The sequence below is a fragment of the Alphaproteobacteria bacterium genome, assembly GCA_016124955.1.
Lineage (GTDB): Bacteria > Pseudomonadota > Alphaproteobacteria > UBA9219 > RFNS01 > RI-461.
In genome coordinates, this window is sequence record WGMR01000007.1 from 126,693 (window position 1) to 142,614 (window position 15,922).

Genomic DNA, 15,922 nt, shown 5'->3' on the forward strand with positions numbered 1-15,922 from the left:
CGCCCCATGGCCGGACCGAAGCCACAACCCGGTAAGCCGTCCGGCCCGCCGCCCGCTGCGGCCCCCGGGGCTACGCCGGAGAAGGCAAAAAAACCCGCCGCCGGCCCGCCCGGCTTCAAGACCTATCTGCCGCTTCTGATCGCGATGACGCTCGGGCTGCTATCGCTCGCGGGTGTTGTGATCTGGACCGTGATTGCGCTCGAGCGCAACAGCAAGGTCGCGCTGCCGGATCAGCTGCATGCGGATGTGAACAAGGAACAGGTTGTTGAAACCGCGCTGACCGAAGTGCAGGAAGCCACCATCTATACCGGCGGCGGCGCTGCGGCGCCGGCCCCGGTGCTTGTGCCAAACAATCCGGATGACGGGGTCATGCAGGGCATGGCTGGCGGCAGCGATGACGCACGCGCCGTGCCGGAGCAACCCGAAGACGTGCGGCTTGAAGTTGCGCCTTCGCCGGATGTAACCGAAGATACCAGCACCGGCCCGCTGCCGAAAATCGCCGAAGATGGCCGCAAGCCGTGGCTTGTGTATAGCAGGCCCTTTACCGCAGGCGACCGGCCGCGCGTCGCGATCGTGATAACGGGGCTTGGCATGTCAACGGTGAACACCGCCGCCGCAATCGATAATCTGCCGCACGAAGTTACCCTGTCGTTCGATGCGCAAAGCCCCGTGCTTGGTTCCTGGGTGTTCCGCGCGCGGCAGGTCGGGCATGAAACCTTGCTCGGTGTGCCGATGGAGCCGTTCGATTACCCGCGCAGCGACCCGGGGCCGGGAACCTTGCTTACCAACCTCGCGCCCACGGAAAACCTGACCCGGCTGCTCGATATTATGCGCCGTACCAGCGGTTATATCGGCATTACCACCGTATCGGGCGCGCAGTTCACGACGGCGCCCGAAGCGATCGAGCCTGTATTGCGCGAGATCAACCGGCGCGGGCTTGTGTTTTTCGATGCCAAAGCGGCGCCGCTTTCGGTCGCCGGGGAAATCGCGCGCAATCTTGGCATGCCGCATGCGGAAGCGGCACTGCGGATCGATCAGGTGATGACGCCTGAGGCCATCGAATCCGCGCTCGTGCAGCTCGCCCGGCAGGCGCAGCAGGCGGGCAGCGCCGTCGGCGTTGCGGCGGCGAACCCTCTGACTTTCGAACGCATCAACCGCTGGGCCGCGCGGCTTGAACGGCAGGGCGTGGTGCTGGCGCCTTTGTCGGCGACCGCCCAGTAGGCATGAACAAGAAAACCAAGACAGCGACTTTGCCCGCGCAGGACGGCGGCGCGCCATGGCGGCTTGGGACCGGCATGGTTCTGTTCGATGGCCGCGGGCGCGTGCTGGTAGCCGAAAGGCGCGACACGCCGGGCGCGTGGCAATTCCCGCAAGGCGGCGTGGACGAAGGGGAGGAAGCCGACCCTGCCGCCGCTGCGCAGCGCGAATTGCGCGAAGAGCTCGGCACCGGCAAGGCGCGCATGATCGGCCGCGCGGACGGGCCTTTGGGCTACGAATTTCCCGATTATCTCGGGCACAAGGCGTTCAAGGGAAAATATCGCGGCCAGCAGCAGCACTGGTTCGCATTTTTGTTTGAGGGCGAGGACAGCGATATCCGCCTTGTGAACGAACATGAAGCCGAGCAACCGGAATTCACGCGCTTCAAATGGGTCGAGCTTGAGGAGGCCGCAGCGCTGATCGTGGATTTTAAGCGGGCGGTTTATAGCGAGCTTGCCCGGCAATTCGGGCCGCTGCGCGATAGAATCAGGGCCGGAAAGCTGTAAAATTTACCGACTTACCGTTTTTGGGAAGCCGGAAGCGTGAAGTTAACCATAGAATCCGGATAATAGTATCGCGCCTATTTGGTATGAATGAGGTATGCACGGAACCGCAGATACAGCGCAAGCACAGCAGGAAACCCGCACCCTTCGCACCCGCAGGTGGTGGCCGGGGCGCAAGCCGTATCGTGTCGGCGTCGGCATCGTTCTGTTCAACAGCGCCGGGCAAATGCTGGTCGGCAAGCGGCTGAAAGCGCCGGGCGCGGGTACGCTGCAATTGCCGCAGGGCGGCATCAATACCTATGGCAAAGCGGGCGACAAGCGCTGGCGCTGCGAAAGCCCGTATGAAGCGCTGATGCGCGAGGTTAAGGAAGAGCTCGGCCTCAGGCCGGAACAGGTCCGCGTCATCGGCCAGATGCGGGGCCAGACCAAGATGGTTTTCCCCGATCGCGGCAATGGCGGCGGCAAATACCGCGGGCAGAAACATTATTGGTTCGCACTGCAGGTCGTGGATCAGTATGACCCTAAAAATCCGCTATCCGATGCCGCGCTGCTGCAACAGATTAATGCGCATGTATCGAGTGCATCGAACACCGATAAAGAGTTTACGGAAGCCATGTGGGCCAACCCCAACAAGCTGTGGGCGGATGCGGATAATCACCGGCGCGATGCCTACAGCAGGGTGGAAAACGCCTTCGCGCAGCTGCGCAGCTATTTTACGGCACGAAAGACGTTGATGCCGGCTATACCCCAACCGCGCGCGCAAGCGCCGCGATACGTGCCGCAGTCTCTGGTTCAATAGTCCCGGTCAGGCTGGTCGGGTGCCAGTGGCGCTGGAATGCCAGCAGCACGCGGCGCATAGCTCCGTCATACTGGCCATCCTCCGCGCAATCGTAGCCTATCGCGCGTAGCATGGCTTGCACATCCGCGACGCTTGCGCCGGCGGCGCGTGCGCGGTCTTCGCCTGTTATGTCCGGCCAAACACCAATGCCCGCCCCCGAAAATTCGCGCCAGGGGAACAGCTCGCCCGGGTCTTCCTTGCGCTGCGGCGCCACATCGCTATGCGCCAGCACGCCCTGCGGTTCGATGAAGTGCCGCTTCATGATATCGGTCGTCAGCGCGCGCGCCGCCGCGATCTGTTTGTGCGGGAACGGCCGGTAACCGAGCGCATGCCCGGGGTTCACAAGCTCGATCCCGACCGAGCGGCTGTTGATGTCCCGCTCCCCCCGCCAAAAACTTTCGCCCGCGTGCCATGCGCGGTCTTCTTCCGCCACCAGCTGGATAATATCGCCCCGTTCCCCGACCACGTAATGCGCGCTGACTTTCGCCGCCGGATCGGTGAGGCGCGCAAGCGCCGCTTCGGCGTTTTCCATACCGGTATAATGCAGAATGATATAATCGATCTGCTTGCCGAGCGCACGAGCATCAAAGTTGGGGGAAGGGCGGTGGGTGAAAAAAGGCGGCATGCGGCAAATCCCGGTCGTGCGGCTATTTTATGCCGCGTTCGCGGCAAATCGTATCATAGGCGGCGTTGATGCGCTGCATCTTCTCGTTCGCGACCTTGATAAAATCTTCCGGCATGCCGTCCGCGATCAGCTTGTCCGGGTGATGCTCGCGGATCAGTTTGCGCCATGCGGCCTTGACCGTGCCGTCATCGGCCGAAGGATCGACGCCCAGAACGGCATAGGCGTTCGGCGCGCCGCCCGCCGCCCGCCCGCCGCTGCGCCCGGCGCCTTCGCCGCCTTCCGCAAAGCGCGCGCCGCTGACCGCCATGATGCGGGCAAAATCATGTTCCGAAAAACCGAAGATTTGCCCGAGATGCTCGAGAAACGCGCGTTCGGCGGCGCTGATGGCGCCGTCCGCCGCCGCGATCAGTACAAGTCCGCCCAGCAATTCTTCCAGCACGGCGGGCCGCCGGCGGAACAGCCAGGCAAGCTGGCGGGCATAGGGTTCATAGCCGCCGGCATCGCGCCTGGCGCGGTCGAACAGGCGGCCTACCTGCGCTTCCTGTTCGGGCGGGATACGAAAGACGCGCTTGAAGGCATCAATCTCGTCGCGCGTGACCGCGCCATCGACCTTGGCCATTTTCGCGCCCAGCGTGATGACACCGATGGAAAAGGCCACCTGATCCATGGTGTGGCCGATATGAACTTCGCTTTCGCGCGCCTGCTGGACGAATTCCCGCATCATTTCGCGCTGGCGATCGTAGAAATGCCCGAGCATAACCCCGACCACCGCACCCGCGAGGCGGCCGACAAGGAAGCCGAGCACGCCGCCGACCAGTTTGCCTTTTATTTCCATGGTATTTTTCTACGCCCGCCCGCCGCTGTGCGCAATTGCCGGGGCGGGTGCGGAAAAGAGGTGGCACGGTGCCGGCAAAACGGGTATTCTGGCCGGATGAAAGACGTTAAGATAAAGGCCAAAACAGCGGCGGAAACCGGCAAAACAAGAGGTCCGGAAGCCGTGCTGCGCCATGCCGGGCTGCGCCCGACGCGGCAGCGGGTGGCGCTCGCGCAGCTTTTGTTTGATGGCATGGACAAGCATGTAACGGCCGAAGAGCTGCACCGCGCCGCCTGCGCTGTAAGCGGCACGGCGCTTTCGCTCGCGACCGTCTATAACGCGTTGCATCAATTCACGGCGGCGGGGCTTTTGCGGCAAGTAACGGTGGACGGCACCCGTGTTTATTTCGATACCAACACCGGCAGCCATCATCATTTCTTCGATACCGCCACCGGCGCACTGACGGATGTGGAAGCCAGCGCCGTGAAGCTGGCCCGTTTGCCCGATGCCCCCAAGGGCCGCACGGTCGAACGCGTGGATGTGGTCATCCGCCTGAAATAGGCCGGTAAAGCCGTATTTTTGCGGCTTGACTTAGTTTAGAATTATTCTAAAATACGCTCACTGATATTTCACCCAAGTTAGGAGCGTAAGACCATGATCGGCGTCGGCCAGAAATTCCCCCAGTTCAAGCTTAAATCCACCGTCTCGAGCGACATCAAGACCGCCTTCAAGGATTGTTCGACAGAAGATTTCAAGGGCAAGTGGCTGGTTGCCTTCTTCTGGCCCAAGGATTTCACCTTTGTGTGCCCGACCGAGATTGCCGAGTTCGGCAAGCTCAACAAGGACTTCAACGATCGCGATGCGCAGGTTATCGGTTGCAGCACCGACAGCGAGTTTGTGCATCTTGCCTGGCGCCAGAACAAGGAAGAGCTGAACAAGCTTCCCTTCCCGATGGTTGCCGACATCAAGCGCGAGCTTTGCGCGCAGCTCGGCATCCTCGATCAGGAAGAAGGCGTGGCCCAGCGCGCGACCTATGTCGTGGATCCGCAGGGCATCGTCCGTTTCGTGATGGTGACCGATCTGAGCGTCGGCCGTAACGTAAAGGAAGTTCTGCGCGTGCTTGACGCGTTGCAGACCGACGAGCTGTGCCCCTGTAACTGGCAGAAGGGCCAGGATACGATCAAGGTCGCCGCGTAATTGCTACTATGTTGGGCGCCTAGCCGCGTTTTCTGCGCTTCCGTTACTCACGTACCCTCAAAGTACGCTCCGTTACGGTTCTCGAAAACGCGGCTATCCGCCACAACCTAGCGCAATTTGTTTCATATCCACAGAACCCGGGAGATTTTCATGACCCAGCCGAACCTTGCTGTCGTTTCCGCCGCCGGACCCGCGCTTGCCAGTGTTGAAAGCCTGCGCGAACGGTTGCCGGATTTTGCGAAAGACATTCGCCTCAACCTTGGCAGCGTTCTGGGCGCGGACGGCGCGCCGGATCTGACCGAAGCGCAGATTTTCGGCATCGCGCTTGCCTCCGCTTGCGCGACGCGCTGCGAGGGCGTGATCGCCGCGATTGCGGGCGAGGCGCAAGGCAAGATCGACGAAGCGACCGTTCAGGCGGCGCACGCCGCCGCTACGATCATGGCGATGCACAATGTCTATTACCGTTCCACGCATCTTGCGGGCGACGAGGAGATCAGGAAGATGCCGGCGCGGCTGCGCATGAATGTGATCGGCCAGCCGGGGATCGCCAAGGCCGATTTCGAGATGATGTGCCTTGCGGTTTCCGCCATCAACGGTTGCGGCATGTGCATGGAATCGCACACGCACGAGGTGACCAAGGCGGGGCTGAGCAAGGCCGCCGTGCAATCCGCCGTGCGCATCGCCGCCGTGGTCAATGCCGCCGCGCAGGCGCTTCAGATTCCGTCCGCCGCCTGAAGCCGCCGCCCTTCAATTAGCTGTTGCCCCCGCGCCGCCAAGCGGCTTGAATGGCGCATGGCTTTTTCCCGCAACCCGAAAATATTCTGGCCCATAGCCGCGCTTGCCGCGCTGCTGGCTGCGCTCGTGATTTGGCCGGGCGGCGACCTTGTTGTAAGCGGCTGGTTTTATAGCGGGGAAAACGGCTTCATCGCCCGGCAATGGCTGCCGAGCGTGGCCTTGACCGAAGCCGCGACATGGTTGCCGCGTGCGATGGGTGTTTTCTTTATCGCGGCCGCGCTGTCCGCCGCCTTGCGCAAAAAACCGGTATGCGGACAGAGTGCGCGGGCCTGGTTTTTTTTGCTGGGCGCGCTGCTGATCGGGCCGGGCCTGACCGCCAATTTGGTGCTTAAGGACCATTGGGGCCGCGCGCGGCCCTCGCAGATCGAACAGTTTGGCGGCACGGCGCAGTTCACGCCGCCGCTTTTGCCGGCAGATCAGTGCGTGCGGAATTGCGCGTTCGTTTCCGGCGACGCTTCCTTCGGTTTTTATCTTGCGGCCTTTGCCTATCTTGCCGCCGGCGCGCGTTCGCGCCGTCTGTTTCTGGCCGGGCTTGGCGCGGGGGGGTTGATGGGGGTCAACCGCATTGCCATGGGCGCGCATTTTATGTCTGACGTTATCTATGCCGCCGCGTCGATGCTCGCGGTTTGCGCGCTTGTGCACGCTTTTATGTTTGGATTTGAAAAGACGCGCGCGGCGTGGCGCGGCTGGCTGCCGGGACGGCTTTAGGCGAACAGGTTGATCAGGCCCAGTTCGTTGTTGTTGCCGCCGACCAGCAAATCGACCACGCCGCTGGAAGCGGGCGTAATTTGCGTTTTCTGTTTCTGCACGGGCTTTTCAAGCGTGTCGTAATCTTCCCTGTACTTATCGCCCATCGTGAGCTGGATCGCGTAGTTCGGGTTCTGGCTGCGATTGACATTGTTCGCGCGCGTGACCTTCAGCACATATTCGCGCGCCTTAAGCTCTAGTTTGCCGGTTATGGCTTCGAACCAGCGGTCCGCTTTTTCGCCCTGTTTGGCTTCGCTGTCGGCAATGATGCGACCGCTCGAACGTTCAACGATCTGGGTGCGAACACCAAGATCGCCGGTGACGCCTACGCCGATTTTCCCGCCTTCATAGACGCGGAAATTGAAGAAATCGACGAGGTCGTTTTTGGTAAGCGCGCTCACGACGTTCAGGCGCGTGATATCCTTGCGCAAATTCCCGATGAAACGCGCGGTGATGGGGCTGTCGCCCTGCACGTCATTGGTCGTGCGTCCGTAATTCTTTGGGTGAAAGCCGATTTCGGCCATCTGCAAACCCCTTAAAGCCCGTCCGCAAGGGTTGCGGACGTTATCTGGCATTTTAGCGGTCCGCGCCTTAAGAAATGGTCAAGTCTTTGTTAGGAAATCGTTAGCGCCATTACTGGAATGAATGGCTAAGTTATTGCCGAATATAACATTTTCAATGCCATGCTGAGCAGCAGCAGGGCAAAGATGCGCTGCAGGATACGGGCATGCAGTTTGTGCGCGAGCCGTACGCCAAGCGGCGTGACCGCCATGGCGGTTGGCACCATAAGCAGCAGCGCGACCGGGTGGATCATGCCGATGGTGCCGAACGGCACCGTGAAGCCGGGCGCGGCGCCGATCATGTGAATGATGGTGCCGGGCACGGCGACAAGGAAGCCAACCGCCGAGGCGGTTGCGACCGAGCGGTGGATCGAGCGGCGCATCGCGCTCATCAGCATCACGCCGAACACGCCGCCGCCGATGCCGATCATGCTTGATGCCTGCCCGATCAAGAAAGCAAAGAAGCACTGGGTCTTGCGGCTGACCGGGCTTTTGCCTTCGCCCACCGCGCGGCGGTTGAACCAGAACTGGAAGGAAAAGAAGCCGCAGGAAAGCGCGAACATAACACCGAGCACATGTGCCGGCACCAATGTGGCGGTGATGCCGCCGCTTATCCCGCCGAGCACGAGGAAGGGCGCCCAGCGTTGCAGGACTTCGTAATCGACCGCGCCGTGTCGGCTGTGGTTGCGATAGGATATCAGCGATGTCGGGATGATCGCGGCAAGCGAGGTGGCGACGGCGACGTGCACGGATTGGTCATGCGGCACGCCGAACATCATGAAGGCGGTTGAAAGCACGGGAACCATGATGACGCCGCCGCCGATGCCGAAAAGCCCGGCCACGCCGCCGGCGACTGCCCCGGTGGCTGCGAAGATCGTCACCAGGCCGACGATCGAGCCGGTGGCAAAGAAAGGATCCATAACATATTGTGTTAGCGCAGTGGCAACGCCATTCCTAGCGCGCATTTGCAGGCAGGCAGGCATTTACGGCAAAGCGTGTGCCGCGCGCATCGCTATCGTCAATTTCCTATACGTTATGGCGGTGGTGTACGACGTCGTCGATCAGCCAGCCCTGGAATTTATTGACGCCAAGCCGTGCGCCGATCTCTAGGGCTGTTTCGTTATCGCAACGATAGAATATGATTTTGGCGACCGGCAGTTTTTTAAGCGATTCGATCACCGGGCTTTCGGAAAACTGGCCAACGAGATCCTTGGTGACGCGCAACTTATAATAATCGGCCCCGAACGCATCGATATTGAGATAGGGCAGCACATCCGGATGCAGGCCGTCGATGCAGGTACGGAAACCTTCCTTGCGCAGCACGCCGATGGCGTTGCGGGTGACGGAAAAATCCAGCAGCAAATCGGCGCGGTTCAATTCAAACCCAACCAGTGCGCGTTTTTCGGGCGCGACCGCGCGGCAGAACTGCGCGAAGGTCGAAGACAAAATGGTATCGGCCGAAAGGTTGATATTGACCGGCGTGTTGGCCCAGCTATCCGGGCTTTCGGTGAGCTTCATCAGCAAGCGGCGGTCCAGCGTGCAGCACAGCTCCATGAACAGCCGTTCGGGCGTGCGGATGTTCAGGCGCGGGAAACGTTCGTTTTTCAGATCCTCGATGCTGATAAAATATTCCTCGCAGACAGGCTTCCATGTCTTTTCGTCGGCGCGGTGATAAATCGGCTGCTTGCGGACATAGCGGGAGATATCGATTTCCCCGAGCAAACGCTCGATCTGATCAAGGCTCCAGGCGGTGAGCGGCCCGCGCACCTGTTCGGCCTGCAGCGCCTGTTGCGGCGATATGTGCGCGGCGCTGAGCGTACTGGCGGCGCGCGCGGCATCGATATAGTGGTTGGTGCGTTCGCGCAGCGGCGTGTAATCGGCGGGCATGGTGAAGCTGCGGATCATGCGTTCGGTGTCGTCCGAAGCGCTGCCGGGCGGCAGCGCGGCTTGCGCGATGCGCGCGACCTTGCTGTCGCGATCGCCGGCGCTGCTGATTTGCAGAACGACGAAGGCATCGCCGTTTGCCATCAGGTGGCAATCGCCGCCCATATCCCTGGTGGCGGCTTCAACCTGCTTTTGCAAATTTTCCTTGAGCGTGCGGTCGCTGCGCACAACTTCAAGCGCATCGAACACGACATTGACGATCAAACGGGTTTCGCCCGCGCGGTGCATACGGCGCACGCGCATGATGAAATCCTGTTCCCGCACCATGTCGGCGGGCATGGTTTTGATATCGTCAACTTCCCAGATACGCATGCACGCATTGTGCCGGAAAAGTTGCTAACGAGCGATTAACCAAGAGAGCCTTTATGGCCGCAACCGACCTATGCCTAATATATTGATTTTAATTAATAATGTGTGTCAGGCGGCGACGGTGAGGCCGAGATCTGCGATCAGCGCGCGGTCGGCTGCGGCATCGTTATTGTCGGTGGTTAGCAGTTTTTCGCCGTAAAAGATGGAATTGGCCCCGGCCAGAAGGCACAGCGCCTGCGCTTCGCGCGTCAGTTCCGAGCGCCCCGCCGAAAGCCGCACGCGGGCGCGGGGCATGGTGATGCGCGCCGCCGCGACCATGCGGACGAGATCGAGCGGATCGACCGGCGGCTGCCCTTCAAGCGGCGTGCCGCGCACGGCCACGAGCGCGTTGACCGGCACGCTTTCCGGGTGTGGATCCATGTTGGCGAGAACCTGCAGCATGCGCGCGCGGTCGGTATTGCCTTCGCCCATGCCGATGATGCCGCCGCAGCAAACCGTGATGCCCGCTTCGCGCACATGGCGAATGGTTTCAAGCCGGTCTTCATAGCAGCGAGTGGATATGATGTGCCCGTAAAATTCCGGGCTGGTATCGAGGTTGTGGTTGTAGGCCGTCAGCCCGGCATCGGCCAGCTTGCGCGCCTGATGCGGCTGCAGCATGCCGAGCGTAACGCAGGCTTCCATGCCAAGTTCGCGCACGCCGCGCACCATGGCGCAGACATCGTCGAACGGCTTGCCGTCCCTCACTTCGCGCCAGGCCGCGCCCATGCAGAAACGCGTGGCCCCGGCTTCGCGCGCCACGCGCGCCTTGTCCAGCACATCGCCGACATCGAGCATCTGTTCTTTCGCCTGCCCGGTCTTTTTGGCGTAATGCGCGCTTTGCGGGCAGTAGCCGCAATCTTCGGGGCAGCCGCCGGTCTTGATCGAAAGCAGGCTGGCGAGCTGCACGTCGTTGTTTTGGCTCGCACGGTGCACGGTTTGCGCGTGATAGACGAGATCGAGCAGCGGCATTTCAAGCAACGCGCGAATCTCGTCCGCCGTCCAGTCGTGGCGGATGGCGGGCGGCGCGGGGTTTTGCACGGATGCGGACATGAAAACGGGCCTAAAGGTTAACCAATGGCCGGAGTCTAGCCGCTTGCCTGCGGGGCGGGCAATACCTAGATTTACCGGGCATGATGACGGAACTGAACGAACGTTCGCGCACGATCCTGAAAATGGTGGTCGATGCCTATGTGGCGACCGGCGCGCCGGTGGGATCGCGCACGCTCGCGCGCCAGCCGGGCATGGTGCTTTCGCCCGCTTCGATCCGCAATGTGATGGCGGATCTCGAAGCGCTCGGGCTTTTGCATGCGCCGCACACCTCGGCCGGGCGCGTGCCGACCGACATGGGCTTGCGGCTTTTCATCGACGGGATTCTCGAGGTCGGCGATCTTGCCGCCGATGACCGCAACAGCATCGAAAGCCATTGCCGCGCGGGCGGACGCAGCCTATCCGATATGCTCGAGCAGGCGACCAGCGCGCTTGCCGGGCTTTCTTCCTGTGCCGGGCTTGTGCTCGCGCCCAAGGCCGACCGCACGCTCAAGCAGATCGAGTTCGTGCAACTGGGCCCGGGGCGCGTGCTTGTCATTCTTGTGAGTCAGGACGGCATGGTCGAAAACCGCGTGATCGAAGCGCCGCTGAATTTACCGATCAGCAGCCTGACCATGGCGGCCAACTATCTTAACCACCATCTGGGCGGCAAAACGCTCGCGGCCGCGCGCAAGGCCGTGCTTGCCGAACTTGAAGCGCAGCGCGCCGAGCTTGACGGGCTGACGGCCAGGCTGGTGCAAAGCGGGCTTGCGGTCTGGAGCGGCGAAGCCGCGCCGGGCGCGGGGCAATTGATCGTGAAGGGCCAATCGCGGCTTTTGAGCGATGTGCAGGCGCTTTCGGATCTCGAGCGCATTCGCAAATTGTTCGATGCGCTGGAAACGCGCGAAAGCATGCTCAAACTGCTGGATGCCACGGGCCAAGCGGAAGGCGTGCAGATTTTCATCGGCGCCGAAAACGCGCTGTTCGCCGATACCGGCTGCGCCATGATCGTTGCGCCCTTCACGCCCGGCTTTGCCGCGGATCAGGACGGCAAGGACGGCCGCGAGCGCGTGATCGGCGCGATCGGCGTGATCGGCCCGACGCGGATCAATTATGCGCGCATCATCCCGCTCGTGGATTACACCGCCAAGGTGATCGGCAAGATGATGGGCGCGGGGTAGTTCAAGAAGCCAAGCGGCCTAGGTGATGCTTTGCACGACCCATGCCAAAAAGGCGTGCAAATCTGCCGGGCCATCCAGAAGATAGCGCGGATCGTTGTGACGCGGGTCCCCCGGCACGATCGTGGGCGCGGTTACGCCGATCTGGCGCCCGCCCCATGCGCCAACGGTATCCATGCTCGGTTCTTCCCCCACATCGTCGCCGATATAGATAGGTACGCGCTTGGCAAAAGCGGGAAGCTGCATGAAATGACCGATAGCGAGACCTTTGCTGACATTTTTATGTATAATTTCGTAGCTGGGCCCGATTTTTTTGACCACATAATCTCCGTTTCCGGCGTCAGCGGCGGTCAGTTCGCTCAGGCGCTCCGCCACCTGGCCGCTGTTGTGCGGCGTGATACCATGCAGGGCCAGCGCGAAGGGTTTGTGTTCAAAGAAGCAACCGAATTCCAGCGCCGCTTTCGTCGCCATTGCCACGAGTTTTTCCGGCGGCGACGGCACCATATGGGTTATGGCCGCGCCCGCGGTTTCGCGCAGTTCTGCGCCATGGCACCCGGCCCCGGCGGGCTGCAGGCCTGGCAGAAAACTGTCGATCGCGCCGAGTGCCCGGCCCGTGATGATCGCAACCGGGAAACCGGCCGCAATCAAGGCGCGCAAATCCTCGTGTACGTTACCGGGTACGCGCACTTTGGCGGGATCGGGGACCAGATCGGTGATCGTGCCGTCGAAATCGAGGAAGAGTGCGGTGACAGAAAGATCGGGCGCCGGCCCGGGCAGCGGGCAGGTGGGTTTGGTCGTTATCATGCCTGTCATGCGATTTTGTCTTTTTGCTTCTTGCCGTTCTGGCCGGTTTCGCCCGTCAGCAGGTTTTGCGTGGGGTACATTTCACGCAGCATGGTGTTGAGCTGGCGGCGGTTAAACAGGCGTGCAGCATCGCGCAAAATCTCGCCCGCCCAGCCAAACACGTTATGTTCGCGCACGTAATCGCGCATGCTCTTCATGCGTGCGGCCTGTTCGCCTTCGTCCATCGTCAGCGCTTGCAGGAAGGTCTGGGACAGACCCTCTTCGTCATAGGGATTGACGATCAGGGCATCAATCAGTTCGCGCGACGCGCCTGCAAACTGGCTCAGCACCAGCACGCCAAGCTCGTCATCGCGCGCCGCGACGAATTCCTTCGCCACAAGGTTCATGCCGTCATGCAGCGAGGACACGACGCAAACATCGGCGGCGCGGTAGATGTGCCGCACTTCGCGCGGCGTAAAGTTACGCCGGTAGAGAATGACGGGCTGCCACTTGTTGTTGCCGAAGGCTTCGTTGATTTCGCGCGTCGCCTCCTCGATCTCGCGGTCAAGATCGGCATAGGCCTGAATATCGGAACGCGAGGGGGACGCGACCTGCACGAAGCAGACCTTGCCGTGCCAGGACGGCTCGTTTTCAAGGAACAGCCGGTAGGCCGAAAGCCGTTCCGTGATGCCTTTGATGTAATCGAGCCGCTCGACGCCGACGAGAATCTTGACGTCCGGCGCTAGGCCGAGATCGCGCCCCAATTTCTTGCGGCATTCGGCGGCGGTAAGATGATCGGGGCTCTTTTCCGGCCATGAGATGGAAATGGGGTAGGGTTCCACAAGGCACAAATCGTTGCCGTGGCGCACGGTATCGTGTTCGCGGTCGATCAGCGCTTCGATATAGCTATCGACGCAATCGAGGAAATTGTTGCAGTTGAACTGGGTGTGGAAGCCGATGATATCGGCGGCGAGGATACCGGACAGAAACTCGCGCTTATAGGGCAAAATACCGAATACCTCGCTGTTCGGCCACGGTGTATGCCAGAACAGCACGATCAGCGCATTCGGCAGCTTTTCGCGCACCAGCTTGGGCAGCAGGCCGAAATGATAATCCTGTATGAAGACGATCGGCGAGGATGTCTTGGCTTCCTGCACAATGGCGTCCGCAAACTTCTGGTTGACCTGCTTATACATGGCCCAGTCGCTGGCGCGGAAGCGCGGCTTGACATAGGCGATGTTGCAAAGCGGCCAAATGCCTTCGTTGGCGAAACCGAGATAGAAGCCGGCGCTTTCCTCCGCGCTTAGCCACAGGCGCTTCAGGCTGTAGGTTGGTTGGTCGGGCGGTACAGCGATGCGGTCATGCGCGTCAACGACTTCCTTGTCGGCGTCACCGGTGGCGACCGCGACCCATGTGCCGTTGCAGGCCTTCATGATAGGCTCCAGCGCCGTAACGAGGCCGCTGGCCGGCGTGGTGCAGGTGATGCCTTTATCGGTATGCATGTGTGAATAGGGTTCGCGGCATGAAACGGCAATCAGCTGTTCTGAAGGCAGGCTGTTGCGCACGAAGGCCGAAAGTGTTGCGGCCGACCACATTGCGCCCGAAAGCGATTGGCGCGAATATTCGCGCTCTATTTGGCGAACGCGATGCTGGATTTCGCGCGCCAGCACCAGCATTTCCCGTGTAATGCCCGGACCCTTTTCACCGGTGCGCAGATATTGTCGCAAGCTGGCGAGCCAGCCGGAAAGCGTAAAGCGTGCGACAATCAGTGTGATGACGCCGGCAACGAAGCTGATGGCGAGGATCGACCAAAGTATATAAGTCTTGGTTTTTTCGCTGCGCTGCACGGCATAAGCGAGATTATGGACGATCATAATATATGGCGTAAATACCCCGGTCGTTTCAGCTGCTTGCATGCCGGCCTGTTCGGGCCGGGGGGCCGCGAATCTTGCCAGCATAAAAGTGCCATCGCCGATTGTGCGGCGCTCGAACGTGCCGTTATCCGCAATTTTTTCGTTCGTGCACAGAATGCCGGCGGGAAAGTTCTTGCTTTGCGAGCGCGGCTTGCCGGTTTTTTCGCAATATGCGAGCCCGCCGACGCGTTCATCGCGCGCCATACGGGTGAAGCTTTGGTCAAGCCGCGCGGCGCGTTCATTCTCGAGGATTGTGGAAAGATCGTCTTCGATTGAAGTGAAAATCAAACGCGAACGCAATTCAAGATCGGCCGTGATCCAGCTTTCGACCAGCTTTTCCGCCCATGGCAGAAGCAACAAGGTAAGCAGGCCGAGGCAAAGCGTCAGCGGTAACAGGAATCTTGCAAAAAGCATGGTGCCTCGTTGCCGTGGAATGCTGGCAGTTTAAAGACAACCCATCTGTATGGCAACCGTGCGCCGTGCGTCTATGGCGCGGCGGCGATCAAGCGTTTTGCCTTGCGGTTCTGGTGCCATATCACATACAGCCCGGCAAGAATGATGACGGTGGCGCCCGCAACCGTTGCGGGGGCGGGCACATCGCTCCACACAACCCAGCCGAGCAGCGCGCCGCCAGCGATCTGGCTATAGTGGAACGAACCGGCGATCGCCGCCTGCCCGTGACGCAGCGATGCGACCATCAGCATCATGCCGGCGCCGCTGGCGACGCCCGCAAGCGCGGTGGCGGCAAGCCCTTCGATGTCGCCGGCCCATGGCTCGCCGCGCGCAAGCATCAGGCCGCCGAACACGGCGACGATCAGCAGATCGGGATAAAAAGCGAGCGCCATGGAGCTTTCGCGCGCATGTGCGAAGCGCGTATAGACGTTTTGTCCGGCAAAGAACAGCGCGCCCGCCGCGGTCGCGATTACGCCGGCCCAGCTGCCTTCTTCGCTTGGCGCTATGCCGTAGCGCGCCGCCAGGATAACACCGGCGAACCCGACGAGGATTGCCAGCAAAACGCCGCGCGGCGTTTTTTCCCGCAGCCACAGCGCGCCCATGGCGGCCGTGATCAGCGGCGCGGCGAATATGATGGTGTAAAAATCGGCCAATGGCAGCCAGGTGACGCCCAGCACGGTCGAAAGCGCGGCGCAACAGGCAAGGATGCTGCGCGTGAAGATAATGCGCGGGCTGGCGATTCGCAGCGAAGCGCGCCCGCTGCGCAAAAGCGCGAAGACCAGCACCGTAAGCCCGGCGCATGCGCCGACGATCACCATTTGTTGCGGCGTTGCGATCGTGGCGCTGCCCCATTTGATAAACGCGTCGCTGAGCACCCATGCCTGGAACGCTGCGAGCGAAAGCAGCGCGGCCGCGAGCGGAGAGGGAAGGAAAGGTTGCAT

17 protein-coding genes are annotated in these 15,922 nt (G+C 61.3%); 8 read left to right on the plus strand and 9 right to left on the minus strand.

Annotated features, from left to right (window positions below):
- Positions 1-6: 6 nt before the first annotated feature.
- The 3 genes from GC131_06480 (at position 7) to GC131_06490 (ending at position 2,559) form a co-directional block, all read left to right on the plus strand.
- Positions 7-1,221 carry a divergent polysaccharide deacetylase family protein gene (locus GC131_06480; protein ID MBI1273710.1) on the plus strand — a complete coding sequence of 405 codons (1,215 nt, stop codon included), beginning with the start codon at positions 7-9 and terminating at the stop codon, positions 1,219-1,221.
- Between the two features lie 2 nt (positions 1,222-1,223).
- A complete protein-coding gene (locus GC131_06485) occupies positions 1,224-1,763 on the plus strand; it encodes an RNA pyrophosphohydrolase (GenBank protein ID MBI1273711.1) in 540 nt (179 codons plus the stop codon).
- Between the two features lie 94 nt (positions 1,764-1,857).
- Complete coding sequence (locus tag GC131_06490; protein MBI1273712.1) at positions 1,858-2,559, plus strand: NUDIX domain-containing protein; 702 nt, start codon at positions 1,858-1,860, stop codon at positions 2,557-2,559.
- On the opposite strand, the gene GC131_06495 is transcribed toward GC131_06490, so the two are convergent.
- Both GC131_06495 and djlA read right to left on the minus strand, forming a co-directional pair.
- Positions 2,501-3,223: an N-acetylmuramoyl-L-alanine amidase gene (locus GC131_06495; protein MBI1273713.1), complete on the minus strand. Its 723-nt coding sequence runs from the start codon at positions 3,221-3,223 to the stop codon at positions 2,501-2,503. The two genes, GC131_06490 and GC131_06495, sit on opposite strands and share 59 nt — an antisense overlap.
- Before the next feature lie 22 nt (positions 3,224-3,245).
- The gene (djlA, locus tag GC131_06500) at positions 3,246-4,058 is read right to left on the minus strand and encodes a co-chaperone DjlA (GenBank protein ID MBI1273714.1); all 813 of its coding nucleotides are present in this window, start codon (positions 4,056-4,058) and stop codon (positions 3,246-3,248) included.
- Between the two features lie 96 nt (positions 4,059-4,154).
- Here djlA and GC131_06505 point away from each other — a divergent pair, with 96 nt between their 5' ends.
- The 4 genes from GC131_06505 (at position 4,155) to GC131_06520 (ending at position 6,737) form a co-directional block, all read left to right on the plus strand.
- On the plus strand, positions 4,155-4,598 hold the full coding sequence (locus tag GC131_06505) for a transcriptional repressor (GenBank protein ID MBI1273715.1): 444 nt from the start codon (positions 4,155-4,157) through the stop codon (positions 4,596-4,598).
- A 93-nt stretch (positions 4,599-4,691) separates the two neighbouring features.
- Positions 4,692-5,234 (plus strand): redoxin domain-containing protein, encoded by a 543-nt coding sequence (locus GC131_06510; protein MBI1273716.1) that lies wholly within the window; start codon positions 4,692-4,694, stop codon positions 5,232-5,234.
- Between the two features lie 150 nt (positions 5,235-5,384).
- Positions 5,385-5,969 (plus strand): alkyl hydroperoxide reductase, encoded by a 585-nt coding sequence (locus tag GC131_06515; protein ID MBI1273717.1) that lies wholly within the window; start codon positions 5,385-5,387, stop codon positions 5,967-5,969.
- Positions 5,970-6,026: 57 nt separating this feature from the next.
- On the plus strand, positions 6,027-6,737 hold the full coding sequence (locus GC131_06520) for a phosphatase PAP2 family protein (protein MBI1273718.1): 711 nt from the start codon (positions 6,027-6,029) through the stop codon (positions 6,735-6,737).
- Here GC131_06520 and GC131_06525 read toward each other — a convergent pair.
- The 4 genes from GC131_06525 to bioB all read right to left on the minus strand — a co-directional run bounded on the left by GC131_06525 (position 6,734) and on the right by bioB (position 10,678).
- Complete coding sequence (locus GC131_06525; protein ID MBI1273719.1) at positions 6,734-7,300, minus strand: hypothetical protein; 567 nt, start codon at positions 7,298-7,300, stop codon at positions 6,734-6,736. The two genes, GC131_06520 and GC131_06525, sit on opposite strands and share 4 nt — an antisense overlap.
- Positions 7,301-7,425: 125 nt before the next feature.
- Entirely contained in the window at positions 7,426-8,319 is an 894-nt protein-coding gene (locus GC131_06530) for a TSUP family transporter (protein MBI1273720.1), read from the minus strand.
- Between the two features lie 43 nt (positions 8,320-8,362).
- On the minus strand, positions 8,363-9,592 hold the full coding sequence (locus tag GC131_06535) for an EAL domain-containing protein (protein ID MBI1273721.1): 1,230 nt from the start codon (positions 9,590-9,592) through the stop codon (positions 8,363-8,365).
- A gap of 105 nt (positions 9,593-9,697) precedes the next feature.
- A complete protein-coding gene (gene bioB / locus GC131_06540; protein ID MBI1273722.1) occupies positions 9,698-10,678 on the minus strand; it encodes a biotin synthase BioB in 981 nt (326 codons plus the stop codon).
- An 80-nt stretch (positions 10,679-10,758) separates the two neighbouring features.
- Here bioB and hrcA point away from each other — a divergent pair, with 80 nt between their 5' ends.
- A complete protein-coding gene (hrcA, locus tag GC131_06545) occupies positions 10,759-11,835 on the plus strand; it encodes a heat-inducible transcriptional repressor HrcA (GenBank protein ID MBI1273723.1) in 1,077 nt (358 codons plus the stop codon).
- A gap of 18 nt (positions 11,836-11,853) precedes the next feature.
- On the opposite strand, the gene otsB is transcribed toward hrcA, so the two are convergent.
- From otsB to GC131_06560, 3 genes are all read right to left on the minus strand, one after another.
- Complete coding sequence (gene otsB, locus GC131_06550) at positions 11,854-12,645, minus strand: trehalose-phosphatase (protein MBI1273724.1); 792 nt, start codon at positions 12,643-12,645, stop codon at positions 11,854-11,856.
- Positions 12,642-14,942: a trehalose-6-phosphate synthase gene (locus tag GC131_06555; GenBank protein ID MBI1273725.1), complete on the minus strand. Its 2,301-nt coding sequence runs from the start codon at positions 14,940-14,942 to the stop codon at positions 12,642-12,644. Before GC131_06555 ends, otsB begins: the two co-directional genes overlap by 4 nt.
- A gap of 71 nt (positions 14,943-15,013) precedes the next feature.
- Positions 15,014-15,922, minus strand: coding sequence for an EamA family transporter (locus tag GC131_06560; protein ID MBI1273726.1), 909 nt, complete (start codon positions 15,920-15,922; stop codon positions 15,014-15,016).

What these genes read in the sequence shown, in the direction of transcription:
- GC131_06490 (MBI1273712.1), top strand. Translation starts at nt 1,858, where the DNA reads ATGCACGGAACCGCAGATACAGCGCAAGCACAGCAGGAAACCCGCACC.
- GC131_06495 (MBI1273713.1), bottom strand. Translation starts at nt 3,223, where the DNA reads ATGCCGCCTTTTTTCACCCACCGCCCTTCCCCCAACTTTGATGCTCGT.
- GC131_06515 (MBI1273717.1), top strand. Translation starts at nt 5,385, where the DNA reads ATGACCCAGCCGAACCTTGCTGTCGTTTCCGCCGCCGGACCCGCGCTT.
- djlA (MBI1273714.1), bottom strand. Translation starts at nt 4,058, where the DNA reads ATGGAAATAAAAGGCAAACTGGTCGGCGGCGTGCTCGGCTTCCTTGTC.
- GC131_06535 (MBI1273721.1), bottom strand. Translation starts at nt 9,592, where the DNA reads ATGCGTATCTGGGAAGTTGACGATATCAAAACCATGCCCGCCGACATG.
- GC131_06485 (MBI1273711.1), top strand. Translation starts at nt 1,224, where the DNA reads ATGAACAAGAAAACCAAGACAGCGACTTTGCCCGCGCAGGACGGCGGC.
- GC131_06555 (MBI1273725.1), bottom strand. Translation starts at nt 14,942, where the DNA reads ATGCTTTTTGCAAGATTCCTGTTACCGCTGACGCTTTGCCTCGGCCTG.
- GC131_06480 (MBI1273710.1), top strand. Translation starts at nt 7, where the DNA reads ATGGCCGGACCGAAGCCACAACCCGGTAAGCCGTCCGGCCCGCCGCCC.
- GC131_06530 (MBI1273720.1), bottom strand. Translation starts at nt 8,319, where the DNA reads ATGCCTGCCTGCCTGCAAATGCGCGCTAGGAATGGCGTTGCCACTGCG.
- GC131_06560 (MBI1273726.1), bottom strand. Translation starts at nt 15,922, where the DNA reads ATGCAACCTTTCCTTCCCTCTCCGCTCGCGGCCGCGCTGCTTTCGCTC.
- GC131_06510 (MBI1273716.1), top strand. Translation starts at nt 4,692, where the DNA reads ATGATCGGCGTCGGCCAGAAATTCCCCCAGTTCAAGCTTAAATCCACC.
- bioB (MBI1273722.1), bottom strand. Translation starts at nt 10,678, where the DNA reads ATGTCCGCATCCGTGCAAAACCCCGCGCCGCCCGCCATCCGCCACGAC.
- GC131_06505 (MBI1273715.1), top strand. Translation starts at nt 4,155, where the DNA reads ATGAAAGACGTTAAGATAAAGGCCAAAACAGCGGCGGAAACCGGCAAA.
- GC131_06520 (MBI1273718.1), top strand. Translation starts at nt 6,027, where the DNA reads ATGGCTTTTTCCCGCAACCCGAAAATATTCTGGCCCATAGCCGCGCTT.
- otsB (MBI1273724.1), bottom strand. Translation starts at nt 12,645, where the DNA reads ATGACAGGCATGATAACGACCAAACCCACCTGCCCGCTGCCCGGGCCG.
- hrcA (MBI1273723.1), top strand. Translation starts at nt 10,759, where the DNA reads ATGATGACGGAACTGAACGAACGTTCGCGCACGATCCTGAAAATGGTG.
- GC131_06525 (MBI1273719.1), bottom strand. Translation starts at nt 7,300, where the DNA reads ATGGCCGAAATCGGCTTTCACCCAAAGAATTACGGACGCACGACCAAT.